Origin of the sequence: Candidatus Clostridium radicumherbarum (assembly GCF_045310525.1) — a bacterium.
GTDB lineage: Bacteria > Bacillota > Clostridia > Clostridiales > Clostridiaceae > Clostridium_AT > Clostridium_AT radicumherbarum.
In genome coordinates this window covers 110,299-127,970 of record NZ_JBJHZY010000004.1, presented here as the reverse complement: position 1 = coordinate 127,970, position 17,672 = coordinate 110,299, and the positions used below count along the sequence as shown (strand labels likewise).

Annotated in this window: 15 protein-coding genes; all 15 read left to right on the top strand. The window is 31.2% G+C overall.

Annotated elements, in window-relative coordinates; all coding sequences use genetic code 11:
* Window positions 1-223 precede the first annotated feature (223 nt).
* The 15 genes from ACJDUH_RS16665 to hydF all read left to right on the top strand — a co-directional run bounded on the left by ACJDUH_RS16665 (window position 224) and on the right by hydF (window position 17,536).
* Window positions 224-583, top strand: a complete 360-nt coding sequence (locus ACJDUH_RS16665; protein WP_406766339.1) for an ArsR/SmtB family transcription factor — start codon at window positions 224-226, stop codon at window positions 581-583.
* Between the two features lie 27 nt (window positions 584-610).
* Entirely contained in the window at window positions 611-2,812 is a 2,202-nt protein-coding gene (locus ACJDUH_RS16660) for a heavy metal translocating P-type ATPase (protein ID WP_406766338.1), read from the top strand.
* 141 nt (window positions 2,813-2,953) lie between these two features.
* A complete protein-coding gene (gene sigY / locus ACJDUH_RS16655; protein ID WP_406766337.1) occupies window positions 2,954-3,487 on the top strand; it encodes an RNA polymerase sigma factor SigY in 534 nt (177 codons plus the stop codon).
* On the top strand, window positions 3,484-3,816 hold the full coding sequence (locus ACJDUH_RS16650) for a hypothetical protein (RefSeq protein WP_406766336.1): 333 nt from the start codon (window positions 3,484-3,486) through the stop codon (window positions 3,814-3,816). The genes sigY and ACJDUH_RS16650 overlap by 4 nt, the downstream gene beginning before the upstream one ends.
* Window positions 3,813-4,025: a hypothetical protein gene (locus ACJDUH_RS16645; RefSeq protein ID WP_406766335.1), complete on the top strand. Its 213-nt coding sequence runs from the start codon at window positions 3,813-3,815 to the stop codon at window positions 4,023-4,025. The genes ACJDUH_RS16650 and ACJDUH_RS16645 overlap by 4 nt, the downstream gene beginning before the upstream one ends.
* Before the next feature lie 57 nt (window positions 4,026-4,082).
* Window positions 4,083-4,289: a PLD nuclease N-terminal domain-containing protein gene (locus ACJDUH_RS16640; RefSeq protein WP_406766334.1), complete on the top strand. Its 207-nt coding sequence runs from the start codon at window positions 4,083-4,085 to the stop codon at window positions 4,287-4,289.
* Between the two features lies 1 nt (window position 4,290).
* The gene (locus ACJDUH_RS16635; protein WP_406766333.1) at window positions 4,291-5,217 is read left to right on the top strand and encodes an ABC transporter ATP-binding protein; all 927 of its coding nucleotides are present in this window, start codon (window positions 4,291-4,293) and stop codon (window positions 5,215-5,217) included.
* Window positions 5,204-5,959: an ABC transporter permease gene (locus ACJDUH_RS16630; RefSeq protein WP_406766332.1), complete on the top strand. Its 756-nt coding sequence runs from the start codon at window positions 5,204-5,206 to the stop codon at window positions 5,957-5,959. The genes ACJDUH_RS16635 and ACJDUH_RS16630 overlap by 14 nt, the downstream gene beginning before the upstream one ends.
* Window positions 5,960-6,043: 84 nt before the next feature.
* A complete protein-coding gene (locus ACJDUH_RS16625; protein ID WP_406766331.1) occupies window positions 6,044-6,382 on the top strand; it encodes an arsenate reductase family protein in 339 nt (112 codons plus the stop codon).
* A 219-nt stretch (window positions 6,383-6,601) separates the two neighbouring features.
* Window positions 6,602-8,557, top strand: coding sequence for a DNA gyrase/topoisomerase IV subunit B (locus ACJDUH_RS16620; protein ID WP_406766330.1), 1,956 nt, complete (start codon window positions 6,602-6,604; stop codon window positions 8,555-8,557).
* 17 nt (window positions 8,558-8,574) lie between these two features.
* On the top strand, window positions 8,575-11,499 hold the full coding sequence (locus ACJDUH_RS16615) for a DNA topoisomerase IV subunit A (protein WP_406766329.1): 2,925 nt from the start codon (window positions 8,575-8,577) through the stop codon (window positions 11,497-11,499).
* A 186-nt stretch (window positions 11,500-11,685) separates the two neighbouring features.
* Window positions 11,686-13,533 carry an APC family permease gene (locus tag ACJDUH_RS16610; RefSeq protein ID WP_406766328.1) on the top strand — a complete coding sequence of 616 codons (1,848 nt, stop codon included), beginning with the start codon at window positions 11,686-11,688 and terminating at the stop codon, window positions 13,531-13,533.
* A 93-nt stretch (window positions 13,534-13,626) separates the two neighbouring features.
* Window positions 13,627-14,844 carry a M16 family metallopeptidase gene (locus ACJDUH_RS16605; RefSeq protein ID WP_406766327.1) on the top strand — a complete coding sequence of 406 codons (1,218 nt, stop codon included), beginning with the start codon at window positions 13,627-13,629 and terminating at the stop codon, window positions 14,842-14,844.
* Between the two features lie 352 nt (window positions 14,845-15,196).
* Window positions 15,197-16,243 (top strand): [FeFe] hydrogenase H-cluster radical SAM maturase HydE, encoded by a 1,047-nt coding sequence (gene hydE / locus ACJDUH_RS16600; protein ID WP_406766326.1) that lies wholly within the window; start codon window positions 15,197-15,199, stop codon window positions 16,241-16,243.
* Between the two features lie 99 nt (window positions 16,244-16,342).
* Window positions 16,343-17,536: a [FeFe] hydrogenase H-cluster maturation GTPase HydF gene (hydF, locus tag ACJDUH_RS16595; protein WP_406766325.1), complete on the top strand. Its 1,194-nt coding sequence runs from the start codon at window positions 16,343-16,345 to the stop codon at window positions 17,534-17,536.
* Window positions 17,537-17,672: the final 136 nt, after the last annotated feature.

The window sequence follows — 17,672 nt, the reverse complement described above, 5'->3', positions numbered from 1 at the left end:
AGTTTACAAGTCGCTAATTTTTCTGTCAATATATATTAAATATAGCAGTTAGAAGTGCAAACACTTTTGGCTGTTTTTTGTTTTAATATTTATTAATGAAAAGAGAAAACATATATAATAATTAGAATAAATTTTAGTATTTTATTGACACCATTAGGCAGTTTCACATATAATGAATATATGAACAGATATTCATATATTCTAATGCAAAGGAAATGAGAGCATGGAAGAAAAAAATATAGAAAATTGCAGTTGCTTAATTATACACGAAGAAATAGTTAATGTAGTAAAGGAAAATATGCCAAAAGAAGAAACACTTTATGATTTGGCAGATTTATTTAAGGTTCTTGGGGATTCAACTAGAGTTAAAATATTATGTGCCTTGTTTCAAGCGGAAATGTGTGTTTGTGATATAGCGGCACTGCTTGGAATGACTCAGTCAGCAATTTCACATCAGTTGAGAGTATTAAAACAAGGGAGAATTGTAAAAAACAGAAAAGATGGTAAAGTAGTTTACTATTCCTTAGATGATGATCATATAAAGAGTATTTTTGATCAAGGTATGGCCCATATAGCAGAATAGTAATAGACCTAATGGGGAGGGAAAATAATGGACAAGGTAATTAAAAGAGCAGACAACATTACTATAAAATCGGGGAGTAAAAATAAAACTAATATTAGCTTAAAAAATTCTAATTCTAGTCATAAAGAAGAATTTATTTTAAAAGGATTAGGCTGCGCTAACTGTGCTGCTAAAATGGAAAGAGAGATTAGTAAAATTGAAGGCGTTAGAGCAGCTGCAGTAGATTTTGTATCAACTAAGCTTTTTCTAGAAATTGATAATCCAGCTATTGAGGAGGCCATTATAGAAAAAGTTAATGAAATTGTTAAGAGAATTGAACCAGAGGTTATGATGATAGATAATTCAAAGGATGATAAAGAAGAACAAGAAATAGATAGTGATGGTAGCAAAGGCGAAATTGTAAAATTAGTAGTTGGTGGAGTTATCTTTGCCATCGCCGCAGCATTTAAGCTACCTAATATTATAGAATTAATATTATATCTCATCAGTTATTTGATTATTGGAGGAGAAGTAATACTAAGAGCTGTAAAAAATATAAGAAGAGGTCAAGTATTTGACGAAAATTTCCTTATGACAATAGCAACTATAGGGGCTTTTACAATTGGTCAGTATCCAGAGGGAGTTGCAGTTATGTTGTTCTATGAAGTAGGAGAATTATTTCAAGATATGGCAGTTGACCATTCTAGAAAATCTATTACTGCACTTATGGATATAAGACCTGACTTTGCTAATTTAAAGGTAGATGATGATATTAAAAAAGTATCACCAGAAGAAGTTTTAATAGGCGATATTATAGTTGTTAAGCCTGGAGAAAAGGTGCCGCTTGATGGTAGAGTAATAGAAGGTAATTCTATGGTGGATACATCTGCTTTAACTGGTGAATCAGTTCCTAAGGAAGTTTCAGCTGGAGATAATATTTTAGGTGGGGTAATTAATAAAAATGGACTCTTAACGATTAAAGTAGAAAAGAAATTTAAGGATTCAACTGTTGCTAAGATTCTTGATTTAGTTCAAAATGCCAGCAGCAAGAAGGCTCCAACAGAAAATTTAATAACAAAATTTGCAAGAATTTACACTCCTATTGTTGTATTTGCAGCAGTGCTGCTAGCTATAATACCTCCTTTATTTATAGAAGGAGCTTTATTTTCACAATGGCTTTATAGAGCCTTATCATTTTTAGTAGTGTCTTGTCCTTGTGCTTTAGTTATATCTATACCTCTTGGTTTCTTTGGTGGAATTGGAGGAGCTTCAAGAAATGGAATACTTGTTAAAGGAGGAAATTATCTTGAAGCATTAAACAATGCAGAAATCGCAGTGTTTGATAAAACAGGTACACTGACAAAAGGTGTGTTTAAGGTAACTGAAATAAAACCTAAAAATAATTTTTTAAGTGAGGAACTTATAAAACATGCTGCTTTCGCAGAAAGTTATTCTAATCATCCAATTGCTGCTTCTATATTAAAGGCCAGCGAAGATGATATAAATAAAGATAAAATAGATTCCTATGAAGAAATTTCAGGCTATGGTGTAAGGGCCACAGCTTATGGTCAAGAAATACTTGCAGGAAACTACAAATTAATGGATAAAGAAAATATAAAATATGAATATGTAGATACTATTGGAACTGTAGTCCATGTTGCTGTGGACGGATTATATGCAGGCTATATTGTAATATCCGATGAAGTTAAAGAAGATTCTTTAAAAGCTATAAAGGATTTAAAAGCAATAGGAATAAAGAAAACAGTAATGCTTACAGGGGATAATAAAATTGTTGGAACTGAAATTGCAAAAGTGCTTAATGTGGATGAAGCGTTTACTGAATTACTTCCAGATCAAAAGGTGGAAAAACTTGAATTGTTATATAAAGAAAAATCCACTAAGGGTAAATTAATATTTGTAGGTGATGGAATAAATGATGCCCCGGTGCTTGCAAGGGCAGATATAGGCATAGCAATGGGAGGAGTAGGTTCTGATGCAGCAATTGAAGCTGCCGATGTAGTTATTATGACAGATGAACCTTCAAAAATTGTAACAGCTATAAAAATAGCTAAGAAAACAAAAACAATAGTAATGCAAAATATAATATTTGCCTTAGGAATTAAACTTATTTTATTAGCCATTATAGCCTTAGGTCTTGGTTCCATGTGGGAAGCAGTATTTGGTGATGTTGGAGTAGCATTACTCGCAGTATTAAACTCTATGAGAGCTTTAAAAACTGAAAGGTTATAGAACTCAGAATTTTAGCAAATATTTTATTATAAGGGAAGGTATACTGAAATTATAAATAATTTAAGTATACCTTTTATTTTTTTGCAGTTTAATGAACTTTTTGCTTATTATTTCGTTAAACTATATGTGAAGGGAGGTGGAGTGTTGGAGGAATTAGAACTTGTAGATAAAGCAAAGCAGGGAAATAAGAGTGCACTTAACACTCTACTTACAAATAACTTTAAAATGCTTAAAGGCTATATTATTAAAATGACAGGAAACAAAGGACTTTCAGAGGACATAATTCAAGAAAGCATGCTTAAAGCTGTTTTAAATATTCATAAATTTAAGCCAGAGTATAAGTTTTCAACTTGGCTAATAAAAATATCAACTAATGTTTATATAGATTACTTGCGAAAAAATAAAGTTACTGAAGAGATTAATGATAATCTTGAAGATAGGTCAATAAGTTTAGAAGACAGTGTTATAAATAACCTGGAATATAAGGAAGTTATGAATATCCTGCTTAACATATCCTATGAAAAAAGAGCAGTATTTATATTAAAGCATTATTATGGTTACAAATATGAAGAAATCGCACAAATACTAAATTGTCCAGTGGGAACAGTCCGTTCAAGGCTTTATAACACTATAAAACAAATTGCTTCAGAATTTGAAGAAAGGGGTTTGATATGATGGACTTAGAAAAAGTCAATTATCCAGATAAATATGAAAAATCTATTGAGAAAATGGACATTTTAATGGATTTTGATATTCCTATAGAAGTAAATATTTTAGAGATTATAGAAAAAGCAGAAGCAATAAAAGAAGATAAAAGAAAGGTTAAATTGGAACTCTTCGGATTTATTTTATTGTGTCTTTGTATTTTACTTATCGTTACAGCCGTTGCTATTAATTTAAATCCAAGGCTCATTTTAGTTATAGAAGTAATTATTTATATACTAATGCCTTTTATACTTATACCAATTTCTAAACATTTAAAAGCAAAGGAGGGGCTGCAATGACAAGAAATAAAATATTAATAATATTACTAGTTGTAATTCCACTGTTAATAGCACAAGCAACTTGGATTTTTTTAGATGCCAGAAAAAGGAAGGAAAAAGGCTACTGGTTGTGGGGGGTATTTGGGCTTATTAACTGTCCCCAGTCCCTTATAATTTACTTAATTGTTACTAGAATTATATTAAAAAAAGACATTAAGAATTCAAATTAAATATGATTTGCTTAAAATAGGTATAAAATTTATTAAAGAATAGTAAGGAGGAATATTATGTTTCAAGGAATGAGTAACATGGAAATAATTAAGCTTTTACTTCCAGTAATTATAATTGAAATTTGTCTTATGGCTTTCTGCCTTTATAGATTAACAAAGGACAAGGTAAAGTTTTTGCCTAAATGGGCTTGGGCACTTATTATTATTTTCATAAATCTGTTTGGTCCGATTTTCTATTTACTTATAGGAAGAGAGAGGAATTAAAATGCTGAAGGTTATAAATTTAACAAAAAACTATGGCAGCCTTGAAGTATTAAAAGGTATATCCTTCGAAATAAAGAAAGGAATGATATACGGCTTTTTAGGACAAAATGGAGCTGGTAAAACTACCACTATGAATATCTTAACTGGGCTAATAGGGTACAATAGCGGTGAAATATACCTAAATGGAAAGCTGATGAAAGAAAATAAAAGAGAGCTTCTTCAAGCAGTTGGATATCTGCCTCAAAATCCAGTTTTCTATGGATATATGACAGCCCTTGAATATTTAAATTTTATAGGCAACATTAATAAAATGTCAGGTAAAAAAATAAAGGAAAGAACCGAAGAGGTTCTTAATATAGTAAAACTAAAGGACGCTTCCAGAAGAAAGATAGGGACATACTCCGGTGGTATGATTCAGCGCTTTGGCATTGCAGTTGCTATGTTTAACAAGCCAGAGATATTAATTTTAGATGAACCAACCTCTGCATTAGACCCAGAAGGAAGAATGGAAATACTTGAACTAATTCAAGACATGAAAAAAAGTGGTACAACTGTATTTCTGTCAACTCATATTTTAAATGATGTAGAAAGAGTCTGCGATGAAGTCAGTATTCTCCACCAGGGCAAGATAATAATATCTGAAGGCCTTGAAGAACTAAAGAATAAATATATTCAACCTATTTATGATGTTGAATTTGAACAGGAATGTTTTAGTGTAAAAGAAAAACTTCTTAATTTTGATTGGATTCAAAACGCTGCTGTACGCAGAAATGGACTTACAGTTTATGTAAGTGATTTGAATATGGCTAAGAAAGAACTTATAAAGCTCTTGGATAGCTTTGAAAATCCTATTATTTCTTTTAATTTAAGAAAAAGCAACTTGGAGGATATATTTTTAAGGATGGTGAGCAATAATGTGGACCTTTAAAGCATTCTTTAAAAAAGAATTTATGGAATCAATTAGGCAATATAAATTCATTATGCTAGCGGCAGGGATATTAGTATTTGCCTTACTCGATCCAATTATGCTTAAGCTTCTGCCTACTATTTTAAAAAATCAACTTCCTGCTGATATAAGCTCATTATTAATAACTACACAAAAAACTGCGCTGCAAAATTATATCAAGGATCTAAATCAAATAGGACTTCTATTTATAGTGTTTATATTTAGTGGTACACTCAGCGATGAAATAAATAATCAAAAGCTGGTTTTCCCTTATTCAAAAGGTGCAAGCCCGGAAAATATAGTGTTAGCTAAGTTTTTAAGTTACTCAATATCAGTACTTATATTTACTATTTTAGGTTTCTTAGTTAATTACTATTATGTTACTATTTTATTTACTAATAATATTGTAACCTTTTCAAGCTTAATACCAGCAATTACCCTAGTATTTGTTTATTTTATATTTAATATTGCTCTTACACTTTTCTTTAGTTCCCTGACTAAGAAGGGACTAATAGCCGGAATTACTACACTTGCAGTAAATTTCTTAACTATACCTCTTGCTGGAATAAAATCAATAAGTAAATTTGTACCCTATAACTTAATAAATGCTGCTAATAAATTTACTTTTCAAGATTGTAGTACTTCAATTATATTTGCTTTAGCCATATCTATTTTATTGATAATATTTACAATTGCAAAAATGTTTAAAGTTGAAGTTATTTAGTTCCTCTAATAAGTTCAGCTTTATGACATACAAATTTGGTGTAAAATAATAATGTTAAATATTACATGTAAGGAGAAATGGCAAATGAACATACAAATTTTCGGAGTTAAAAAGTCCTTTGATACACAAAAGGCTGAACGTTATTTTAAGGAGAGAAAAATTAAGTATCAATTTATAGATTTAAATGAAAAGGCACTAAGTAAAAGGGAGTTAGAAAGTGTAAAATCAGCAGTTGGATTAAAGAATTTAATTGATGAAAAATCTAAAGAATATGGAAAGCTGAACATAGAAAGCATTAGAAGTGATAGTATTAAAGAAGAACTTTTACTAAATAACCCAAAGCTTTATAAGATGCCCATAGTACGTAACGGAAAATTAGCAACAGTAGGGTACGAGCCAGAAATATGGTGTAATTGGGAATAAAATTGATATGAATAAAGAATAGGCAATCAGCATAAAGGAGGCTGGTTGCCTATTGATTTATAAGCAATTATATATTAAAATAGAACAAATGTTCTAAGAACGTTGCTTTACATTTTACAAAAATGATATACAATTAATTAGTAAAGCAATGAATTTTATAATGGAGGCGCAAGGATTAATAATCCTTATGTGCTACAGAGAAATGCAGGAGGGGTATGGATGGAAAATGAGAGTAAGGTGAAAAGCACCTATGATGTTACAGATTTAACATCCTTAGAAAAATTAGAACCGGTACGTGTGAGACCAGGTATGTATATTGGATCTACAGGTTCAAAAGGACTTCACCACTGCCTATGGGAAGTATTAGATAATTCAATAGATGAACTTACAAATGGGTTTGGAAATAAAATAACAATAAGTTTAAATAAAGATAAAAGTGTCTCTGTAATTGATAATGGAAGAGGAATACCAACAGGCATTCACCCAGTAAAAAAGAAATCTGGAGTAGAAATGGTATATACTGAATTACATACTGGAGGGAAATTTGATAATAAAAATTATAAAACTTCTGGTGGACTACATGGTGTAGGTGCAGCTGTAGTTAATGCACTATCTGAATGGCTTGAAGTAGAGGTTTATCAAAATGGTGAGATTTATAAACAAAGATTTGAGTATTCATATGATAGTAAGTTAAAGAAGAAAATGCCAGGTACACCTGTTACGACCTTAAAAGTAATAGGTAAAACTGAGGAAAGTGGAACTAAGGTAACCTTTATGGCTGATAAGGAGGTCTTTTCTACTACAGAATTTAAATTTGAGGTTATAGACGAAAGGCTTCAAGAACTAGCTTTTCAAAATAAAGGAATAACTTTAGAGCTTAGAGATGAGAGAGGCACAGAAACTATTATTAAAGAATATCATTCAGATAGAGGACTCTTAGATTTTATTGACTACTTAAATGAAAGTAAAAGTGTGCTTCATCAAGAACCAATTATTTTTGAAGGCGAAAGAGATATTAATGGACTTAGTTTGTATGGCGAAGTATGTATGCAGTTTACTGATTCTACAAGTGAATATATTGCAAGCTATGTAAACAATATTCCCACTAGAGATGCAGGCACTCATGAAAGTGGTTTTAAAACTGGTATGACAAGAGCATTTAAAGAATGGGCTAAAAAACTTAATTTGCTTAAGGAAAAGGATAAGGAATTTGAAGGTGATGACTTAAGAGAAGGATTAACTGCCATTGTTAGAATAAAAATAAGCAATCCTGTATTCGAAGGTCAAACTAAAAATAAACTAGGCAATAATGAAGCCTATACCATGATGAATGATTTATGTTATACAAAATTTAGCGAATGGATAGAAGATAATAAAGAAACTGCTTCTATTTTTATTAATAATGCCATAGATGCAGCTCAAAGAAGAGAAAAAATAAAAAAAATAAATGAAGCTGAAAAGAAAAAAATAGGGAAAGGAACAGCACCTCTTGCAGGCAAAATAGCTGTTTGTACCTTGAAGGAAAGCTCTCTTTGCGAATTCATCGTTGTGGAAGGAGATTCTGCAGGTGGAAGTGCAAAGCAAGCTAGAGATAGAAGATTCCAAACAATTATGCCTTCTAAAGGTAAAATTATGAATACAGAAAAACAAAAGCTGGAAAATGTATTAGGTAGTGAAGAATTGAAAATCTTTAACGCAGCTATAGGCACTGGCGTACTTGAAAATTACAGAGACGAAGATTTAAAGTATGGTAAAATAGTAATTATGTCAGATGCGGATGTAGATGGCTATCACATAAGAACTTTATGGATGACTTATATATATAGGTATATGAAGCCTTTAATTGCAAATGGACATTTATTTATTGCGCTACCTCCTCTTTACAAGGTATATAGAAATGATAAAAAAGGGGAGTTAGTTCGCTACGCTTATAGTGATGAGGAGCTTGAAAAAGTTAAGAAGGAAGTAGGAAGAGGTGCGCTGCTTCAAAGATATAAAGGTCTAGGAGAAATGAATGCTGATCAGCTTTGGGAAACCACACTTAACCCAGAAACAAGAACACTTCAGCAAGTTACAATTGAGGATGCAGCAAAGGCAGAAAAGATGGTGTCATTACTTATGGGAGATGTAGTTGAACCTCGAAAAAACTACATGTATAAGTATGCAGAATTTTAGAGGAAAGGTTGAATTACATGGCTAAGAAGAATGATATTCCAAAGGATAATAATATAATAAAAATCCCCTTAGAGGAGGCAATGCCGGATAATTATCTTCCTTACGCAGTTGAGGTAGCGAAGGATAGAGCTCTTCCAGATGTTAGAGACGGTCTTAAACCTGTTCATAGAAGAATTTTATACGGAGCCTATAGTCTAAGAGCATATCCTGACAAGCCTTATTTTAAATCAGCTAGAATAGTTGGAGACATTCTAGGTAAATATCATCCTCATGGGGATTCCTCTGTTTATGAATCAATGGTTATATTAGCCCAGGATTTTTCAACCAGGATGCCTTTAATAGATGGGCATGGTAACTGGGGAAGCCAGGATGGAGACAGTGCTGCTGCTATGCGTTATACAGAAGCTAGGCTTACTCCACTTGCTATGGAAATGCTGAGAGATATTGATAAAGATATTGTGGACATGGAAGAAAACTACTCGAATACTGAATTAGAACCTAAGGTTTTGCCAAGCAGATATCCTAATCTGCTTGTAAATGGTGCTTTTGGCATAGCAGTTGGACTTGCTACTAACATACCACCTCATAATTTAAATGAAGTTATAGATGGTACATTAGCTTACATAGAAAACAATGAAATAACAACTAGTGAACTTTTAAAGTTTATTAAAGGTCCTGATCTTCCAACTGGAGGCATAATTATAGGTAAAAACTCATTAAAAACTGCTTATGAAACTGGTGAGGGAAAGGTAACCTTAAGAGCAAAAACAAAGGTAGAAAAATTGGAAAGTGGAAAACTGGGAATAGTAATCACAGAATTCCCTTATAGAAAATCAAAAGCTAAGTTACTTCAAACCATTTCTGAAATGACTGAAGACAAAAAGCATACTAAGGCATTAGAAGGAATAATAGATATAAGGGATGAATCAGATAGAAATGGAATTAGGGCAGTAATAGAACTAAAAAAGTCTGTAGATGCAGAGGCAGCGGAAAAGCTTCTTAAATATTTATTTAAAAAGACTGATTTGCAGAGTAATATTAGTTTTAATATGGTTGCTCTTGCTAATGGAAAGCCAGAAACCTTAGGGCTAAAAGCTATATTAATGCATTATGTAAATCATCAGAAGGAAGTTATTACTAGAAGAACTAAAAAGGAACTTCAAATAGCAGAAAAAAGATTTCATATTGTGGAAGGATTTATTAAGGCTATAGGAATTTTAGATGAAATTATAGCTTTAATAAGAGCATCAAAATCTAAGAAGGATGCTGAAAACAATTTAATGAAAACCTTTGACTTTACAGAGCTTCAAGCAGAGGCAATAGTGGAACTTATGCTGTATAGGCTTACAGGACTTGAGATAATAACCTTTGAAAAGGAATATAAGGAATTAGAAAAGCAAATTAAAGCCCTAAAAAAAATACTTGAAAGTGAAAAGGAGCTCCATAAGGTAATAAAAAAAGAACTCCTTGAAATTAAAGAAAGATATGGCAATGGTAGAAAGACTACCATAATAGAAGATGATGAAGAAGCTAAAATAGATGTAGAAGAACTAATAATTGTAGAAGATACAATAATTACACTATCTAAGGATGGGTTTATAAAAAGGATACCTTTAAAGTCCTATAATCGTTCAAACTTAGATGCTGCAGATATTGAGTACAGAGAAGGGGATTCTATAAATCTTGTTTTTGAATCAAATACAACAGATGTAGTTATATTTTTTACCGACAAGGGGAATATGTATCAATTGAAAGGAAATGCAATTCCCGAATTTAAATGGAAGGATAAAGGGGTTAGATTAGATCAAATTATAAAAGCTATAGATCTTTCAAAAGAAAAATTATTAACAGCATATTCTCTGAATAATTTTTCTAATGATAAGGAGCTTATTTTTATAACCAATAAAGGAAATATTAAGAAAACTTCATTGGATAAATTCACTACTAATTACTCAAAACTCCAGGCTATAAAACTTAAAGATACTGAGCTTCTAGTTAATATAAGTTTAATGACAAAAGAAAGGCAGGAAGAATTTATCAAAGTTACTACTATGCAGGGGCTAGGCTTTACAATAAAAGAACCAAAGCTTGAAAATCTGGATAGAAACCTTTCTGCACAAGCATTAATTAGTTTGCCTATTAATGATGAAATTAGTACTGCTAGGCTGTCAGATGAAGGAGAATTCAAGGAGTTTTTCTTAACCATAAGCTCAGAGGGCGTTATAAGAAGCAGCGATCATAATCATACTAATAGCAAAAAGGATAAACGTATATTCACAAATTCTCAGGAAAAATTATTAATTTTTCTAAGTAATGGAAATGTTTTAAACCTTTCAAGTGCACTATTTGCTAATGTAGGAGAAGAGGGTATCAGTTTAAATACTTTGTTTGGTGAAGCATTAAGCAAGCAAACTAAGATATTGAATATTATTAATTACGAAAATTCATTTGAAAATCTAAGTATTATTTTTATAAGTAAAAAAGGACTAGTAAAGAAAACTAAACTTGAAGAATTTGTAGGGGATTATCAGATTACTCAAGGCTATAAATTTAAGTCTTCAGAGGATAGTTTAATAGCTATTGATTTTATATCTGAAGAGATGTCTAATGAAATTTTAATCGTAACTCAAAAGGCATTTGCAATAAAAATAGGCAGTGAAGATATACCGTTCATGGGGAAATTAGCATCAGGAGTAATAGGAATAAGCCTTAAGGACGAAGATGAGGTAATATTCGCTGCTCATGGACAAATTAAATTTAGTAATTCAGATGAAATCGCTTTATCAAGTCTGAAAGATAAAGAAATAATATTAATCAGTAATAAAAAAAATAAGAAAAATGTAAAACTTAGTGAATTAAGAAGGCAAAATAGAGCTGGCAGGGGAGTAAGTCTTATGTTGGTAATATTTGACGAATTTGTAAAGGAAGTAAAACTAATATAATAAAATAAATTGGAAAACCTATATAACTGGAGAATCTTAACGGAAATCAAACCAAATGTTAAATTTATATGAATAATTTGCTTATAGCAAGGTTTTTTAATGAAAAAATGGCCAGATAAGGGTTTGTACATAGTCTTTACCTACTATATAATTTAAGAATGTTAAAAAGTAAGCAGGAGATAAACTATGTTTTCAAAATTAAAAAAATTATTAATCGGTAAATCATTAACAACTGATCAATTAAAGCACGAAAAATTTAGTGTTCTTTGGGGCCTTCCAGTACTATCAAGTGATGCTATTTCCTCAGTAGCATATGCTGGCGAGGAAATTTTGTGGGTTCTTATACCTGTAATTGGAGTAATGTCCTATAAATATATGTTTTATGCTGCATTGTGTATTGTATTTTTACTGTTCTTATTGGTTTTTTCATATAGACAGACAATAGACAATTATCCTTTAGGAGGAGGCTCTTATATTGTTTCTAAGGATAACTTAGGGACAATCCCTTCCTTGACGGCTGCAGCAGCCTTATGCATAGACTATATATTAACAGTTGCAGTTAGTACAAGCGCCGGAACTGCGGCAATAACCTCCGCAATACCTGTATTATTAAATTATAAGGTAATAATTACCCTAATTATCATCACATTACTTACAATAGGTAATTTAAGAGGGTTAAAAGATTCAGCAAAACTATTCGGTGTACCAACCTATCTCTTTATGGTTACAGTTGCAATACTTATTATTACTGGAGTTATTAGACACTTTATTTTTAATTATAATCCAGCGCCTATAATACCTATTGAACCTGTTAATCCCTTAAATAGTATAACTTTAGTATTATTTCTTAGGGCTTTTGCATCTGGTTGTACAGCGTTAACTGGAGTTGAGGCGGTAAGTGATGGAATTCCAAATTTTAAAGCTCCAGCTCAAAAACACGCAAAAATAGTTCTTGGACTCTTGGCAGTTACAGTGTTATTTATTTTTGGAGGACTATCTTATCTTTCAACTATTTATCATGCTGTCCCAAGTGAAAAGTATACAGTAATCGCACAAATTGGATGGCAAGTATTTGGTAATAATAATATTATGTTTTATGCCCTACAGGCAACTACGGCAATGATATTGATAATGGCTGCCAATACTGCTTTTGCTGATTTTCCACTCTTGTTATCCTTTATATCAAGAGATGGTTTTGCACCAAAACAATTTACTAAAAGAGGAAATAGGCTAAGCTTTTCAAACGGAATTATAATGCTTTATACTGCAGCTGCCATTTTGATAATATTATTTAAAGGAGATACACATTTACTTATGCCTCTTTATGCTGTAGGCGTATTTATTTCCTTTACCTTATCTCAAACAGGTATGTTTACTAAATGGATAAAGGGTAAGCAGTCAGGTTGGAGACATAAGGCCTTTATTAATGGATTAGGTGCTTTTGTAACCTTTGTTACTGTAGTAATTATTGGAATTACAAAGTTTGTTCATGGAGCTTGGCTAGTATTCATATTAATTCCAACTTTTGTTATAGTAATGATGAGAATCAGAAGGCATTATGGAAAGGTTGCAGAACAACTTAAGCTTCCATTAAACATTAGACCAAAGGATATTACTCCTTCTGAAGATAAACAGCACGTAGTTATTTTGGTAGATACCTTAAATAGATCCTTTTTAAAAGCACTTAATTATGCAAAAACTATATCAAGCAATATAGTTGCCTTCCATGTTTCTGTTGATACTGATGCAACTGAGAAGCTAAAGAAAAAGTGGGAGGACTACAATGTAGGTGTGCCACTAGTAATTAAACGTTCACCCTATAGAGATATCTATGAGCCATTAGTTAACTTTATTGATTCTGAGGAACATGATTCTCAACCTGGCGATATAGTTACAGTTGTACTTACACAATTTGTAATTACAAAATGGTGGCATAATATACTTCATAATCAAACCTCTTTATTCATAAAGAATATGCTCTATAAAAAGAGGAATATAGTTGTTGTTACAGTGCCTTATATTATTGAAGAATAAAGTAAATTCCTAGAAGCTTTTCTAGGAATTTTTTATATGGCATAATATTAATAATGGAGTTTTCAATATTAGAAATAATAGAGGTGAATTTTAATGTATAAGAAAGTACTTAATAATGGATTAAAAGTAATTTATGAATATAAACCTTCAAATATAAGCTCCTTCTGTATTGGCTTTGAAGCAGGAGCTAATATGGAAGTTGGTTATAATTTGGGAACTGCTCATGCAGTTGAACATATGCTTTTTAAGGGTACCGATACCTTAAAGGAGCTGGAAATAAATAAGCTAAGCGATGAAATTTTCGGGTTTAATAATGCCATGACTAATTATCCATACTGTATTTACTATGGAACCACTTTAAGTTCTGACTTTCACAGAGGTTTTAAATTATATTCAGATATTATCTTAAAGCCTGCTTTCAGGAAAGAAGGCTTTAAAGAGGAAATTTCTATAATTAATGAGGAACTTAAGGACTGGAAGGATGATTTAGTACAATATTGTGAGGATGAACTTTTTTATAACTCATTTTCACATAGAAGAATAAATGAACTTATTATTGGCAATGAAGAAAGTTTAAAAAGAATTTCTCTTGAAGAGCTAAAAAGCTTTTATGATGAATATTATAGACCTAATAACTGTGTTATTTCAGTAGTATCCTCCTTAAAATTTGAGGAGATATTATATTTAATAGAAGATTTATATAGTAAGTGGCATAAAGATTATATTAGTAAAAATCTAAAGCTTTATGAAAGAAATAAAACTGGAATTTACATAAAACATAAAGAGGGAATTAATGGGGCTAAGATAAAATATATATATACTATTCATGAGCTTAATGAAAGAGAAGTCAATGCCCTTAAGGTATTTAATTGTATATTTGGAGAAGGAACCAGCAGCTTATTATTTGATTTAATTAGAACTAAAAATGGCCTTGTTTATGATATTGGAAGTACAATTAAAAATGAAAAAGGTATAAAAATATTTAATATAGATTTATCCACATCAGAAAAAAATATAGATATAGTTTTACAGCTTATAAATGAATTATTAGAAAAGGTAAAAAGCGGTACTATCTCCTTTACACAGGAACTTATTAAGAAAAGCATTAAATCCCTAAGACTTAAAAGGGAATTAAAATTAGAGAAGTCTATAGAATTATGTAAATATATGGCTGTAAATGAAATAATGTATGGATCTCAAGGAACATTTTATGAGGAACTTGACAATTTTGATGATATTAACGAGGAAGATATTATTGATGTAATCATAAAGGTGCTAGACAAGCCATCCATACAAATAATAAAGCCATAAATTTAAAGAATAAAAATGGCGTAGCTCAAAATCATAATTACTTCTTTTTCCGGATAAATAATTATAAATTAATTGACAAAGGTTAATAGGTATTGATAAAATATTAACATACAAAATATTAATGAAGTACAGTTATATATTTCTTTTAAAATTTAACCTAACAGAAAAGAGTTATCTAATCTGAAAGGAAGGATGCTTTGATATAGCCCAGGATATCCTGCAGGGGCTATGTTTGATGACTTAAGCTTTTCTTTCTTTGAAAGCTTTTTTTATTTTGAGAATAAGTTCTAAGAAATAATATTGAACTTTTGAATAAGCCATAACTATTATTTCTACGGAGGAGATTTAGTTAATGAAGTCAATTATAGACAAACTCTATGAAAACAACAATTTAGAAAGTGAAGAACTTTTATATTTATTAAATAATTTAAATGAGGAAAATAAAATATATTTATTACAAAAGTCTCATGAAACAAGAATGAAATATTATGGCAATAAGGTTTTCATGAGAGGGTTAATTGAATTCACCAATTATTGCAAAAGAAACTGCCTATATTGTGGCATTAGAGCCTTAAATAAAAATTCAGACAGATATAGATTAACTACTGAAGAAATACTATCTGCCTGTGAATCCGGCTATAGGCTTGGCTATAGAACCTTTGTACTTCAAGGTGGAGAAGATTATTACTTTACAGATGATAAAATTGTTAAACTTATAACTGAAATTAAGGAAAGACATTCTGACTGTGCTGTGACACTTTCAATGGGAGAGAAAAGCTATGATTCCTATAAGAAATATTACGAAGCTGGTGCTGACAGGTATTTAATGAGACATGAAACAGCTTCGAAGGTTTTGTATGAAAGACTACATCCTTGTGCCAGCTTTGAAAATAGAATTAAGTGCCTCTGGGATTTAAAAGAAATAGGCTATCAGGTAGGTTCTGGTTTTATGGTAGGTTTACCAAACCAAAATAATGAAGACCTTGTTAAAGACCTACTATTTCTAAAAGAATTAAATCCTGAAATGGTTGGAATTGGTCCATTTATTCCACATAAGGACACTCCACTTTCGAAAGAAAAAGGCGGTACCCTGGGGCAGACAATATTGATGGTAGCCTTAACAAGGCTTTTGTTACCTAGTGCCTTAATTCCTGCAACCACTGCACTTGGTACTATTAATCCTAAAGGCAGGGAGGAAGGTATAAAGGCAGGAGCTAATGTAGTTATGCCTAACTTATCCCCAACTTCAGTTAGAAAAAAATATTCCCTTTATGATGGTAAAATTTGCACAGGGGATGAGGCAGCTGAATGCAGAATGTGTATTGAAGGAAGAATAAAAAGTGCAGGATTTGAATTAGATATGGGCATAGGGGACAATATTAATTGGATAAGAAAATAAATATATGATTTAAAGTCCTAAATGGACTTTAGCGGGTAGCCTAATCATGAGTAATCGGCAAGTTAGACTACCACGTGTTCCTGATATAAGGAGGAAGCCATGAATGAAACACCAAATGCAAATAGAAAACACATAGCTATATTTGGAAAAACAAATTCCGGAAAATCTTCACTATTAAATTCAATAATAGGTCAGGAGATTTCCCTAGTTTCTTCAGTGAAGGGAACTACAACGGACCCGGTAAGTAAGGCTATGGAGCTGATTCCCTTTGGACCTGTTGTATTTATTGACACAGCAGGGCTAAATGATGCAACTGAGCTTGGGGAACTAAGAACAAAAAGGACTTTAAAGGTACTGCAGCAGACGGATTTCGCCATTTATGTTATGGAAGCAGAGGATATCGATGAAATTTCTTATACTAATTTTATTAAACAATTTAAAAAGTATAATATACCTCACATGCTTGTTATAAACAAAATAGATTCAGTAGATGAAAAAGACTTATTTAAAATTAAAGAAAACTTTAAAGAAGGGCTATATGTATCAGCTAAGGATAATAAAAATATCCTTACATTAAAAGAAGAACTAATAAAAAGGCTTAGTGAAGGTGAAGTAGAAGAAACTATTATTGGAGATTTAGTCCCTTATAACGGAAAAGTTGTAATGGTGGTTCCTGTAGATTCTGAAGCCCCCAAAGGAAGAATAATACTGCCTCAAGTTCAGCTTATAAGAGATTGCCTAGATCATGGCATTAAAAGCTATGTAGTCAGAGATATTGAGCTAAAGGATGCACTTTTGGATTTAAAGGATATTGATGTTGTTGTAACTGATTCGCAAGCCTTTAAAAAGGTTAATGAAATTGTTCCAAGAGATATTAAGCTTACTAGTTTTTCTATACTTTTTGCCAGATATAAAGGGGATTTAGATGCATTTATTGCAGGTACTTCAAAGATAAAAGAGTTAAATGAGAGTTCTAAAATATTAATTTCAGAAAGCTGTACCCATAATCATTCCCATGAGGATATTGGCAGAGTTAAAATACCTAAACTATTAAATAAATTTACTGGGAAACAGTTGAAATTTGAATATAAAATGGGTCAGGATTTTCCTGAGAATCTAGAAGATTATGACCTCATAATTCACTGTGGATCATGTATGCTTAATAAGAAGATAATGCAGACTCGTGTTGATTTGTGTCAAGAAAAAAATGTTAGTATAACAAATTATGGTGTAATCTTGGCTTATTTAAATGGTATTCTTCCAAGGTCAACTGAAATCTTTAAAGAAAAGTAAAATCATATGACTGTTTCAAAATATTATTTTGGATTACTTAAATATTTTGAAACAGTCTTTTTATATACATACATTTCCTGGGTAATTTTAGGATATTAACTTATATTTATTATTTAAAATTAATTATGCTATAATA

Excerpts from the sequence above, each read along its gene's own strand:
- ACJDUH_RS16660 (WP_406766338.1), top strand. The coding sequence starts at position 611 with ATGGACAAGGTAATTAAAAGAGCAGACAACATTACTATAAAATCGGGG.
- hydE (WP_406766326.1), top strand. The coding sequence starts at position 15,197 with ATGAAGTCAATTATAGACAAACTCTATGAAAACAACAATTTAGAAAGT.
- ACJDUH_RS16625 (WP_406766331.1), top strand. The coding sequence starts at position 6,044 with ATGAACATACAAATTTTCGGAGTTAAAAAGTCCTTTGATACACAAAAG.
- ACJDUH_RS16645 (WP_406766335.1), top strand. The coding sequence starts at position 3,813 with ATGACAAGAAATAAAATATTAATAATATTACTAGTTGTAATTCCACTG.
- ACJDUH_RS16650 (WP_406766336.1), top strand. The coding sequence starts at position 3,484 with ATGATGGACTTAGAAAAAGTCAATTATCCAGATAAATATGAAAAATCT.
- hydF (WP_406766325.1), top strand. The coding sequence starts at position 16,343 with ATGAATGAAACACCAAATGCAAATAGAAAACACATAGCTATATTTGGA.
- ACJDUH_RS16635 (WP_406766333.1), top strand. The coding sequence starts at position 4,291 with ATGCTGAAGGTTATAAATTTAACAAAAAACTATGGCAGCCTTGAAGTA.
- ACJDUH_RS16665 (WP_406766339.1), top strand. The coding sequence starts at position 224 with ATGGAAGAAAAAAATATAGAAAATTGCAGTTGCTTAATTATACACGAA.
- ACJDUH_RS16605 (WP_406766327.1), top strand. The coding sequence starts at position 13,627 with ATGTATAAGAAAGTACTTAATAATGGATTAAAAGTAATTTATGAATAT.
- ACJDUH_RS16610 (WP_406766328.1), top strand. The coding sequence starts at position 11,686 with ATGTTTTCAAAATTAAAAAAATTATTAATCGGTAAATCATTAACAACT.
- ACJDUH_RS16640 (WP_406766334.1), top strand. The coding sequence starts at position 4,083 with ATGTTTCAAGGAATGAGTAACATGGAAATAATTAAGCTTTTACTTCCA.
- ACJDUH_RS16615 (WP_406766329.1), top strand. The coding sequence starts at position 8,575 with ATGGCTAAGAAGAATGATATTCCAAAGGATAATAATATAATAAAAATC.
- ACJDUH_RS16620 (WP_406766330.1), top strand. The coding sequence starts at position 6,602 with ATGGAAAATGAGAGTAAGGTGAAAAGCACCTATGATGTTACAGATTTA.
- ACJDUH_RS16630 (WP_406766332.1), top strand. The coding sequence starts at position 5,204 with ATGTGGACCTTTAAAGCATTCTTTAAAAAAGAATTTATGGAATCAATT.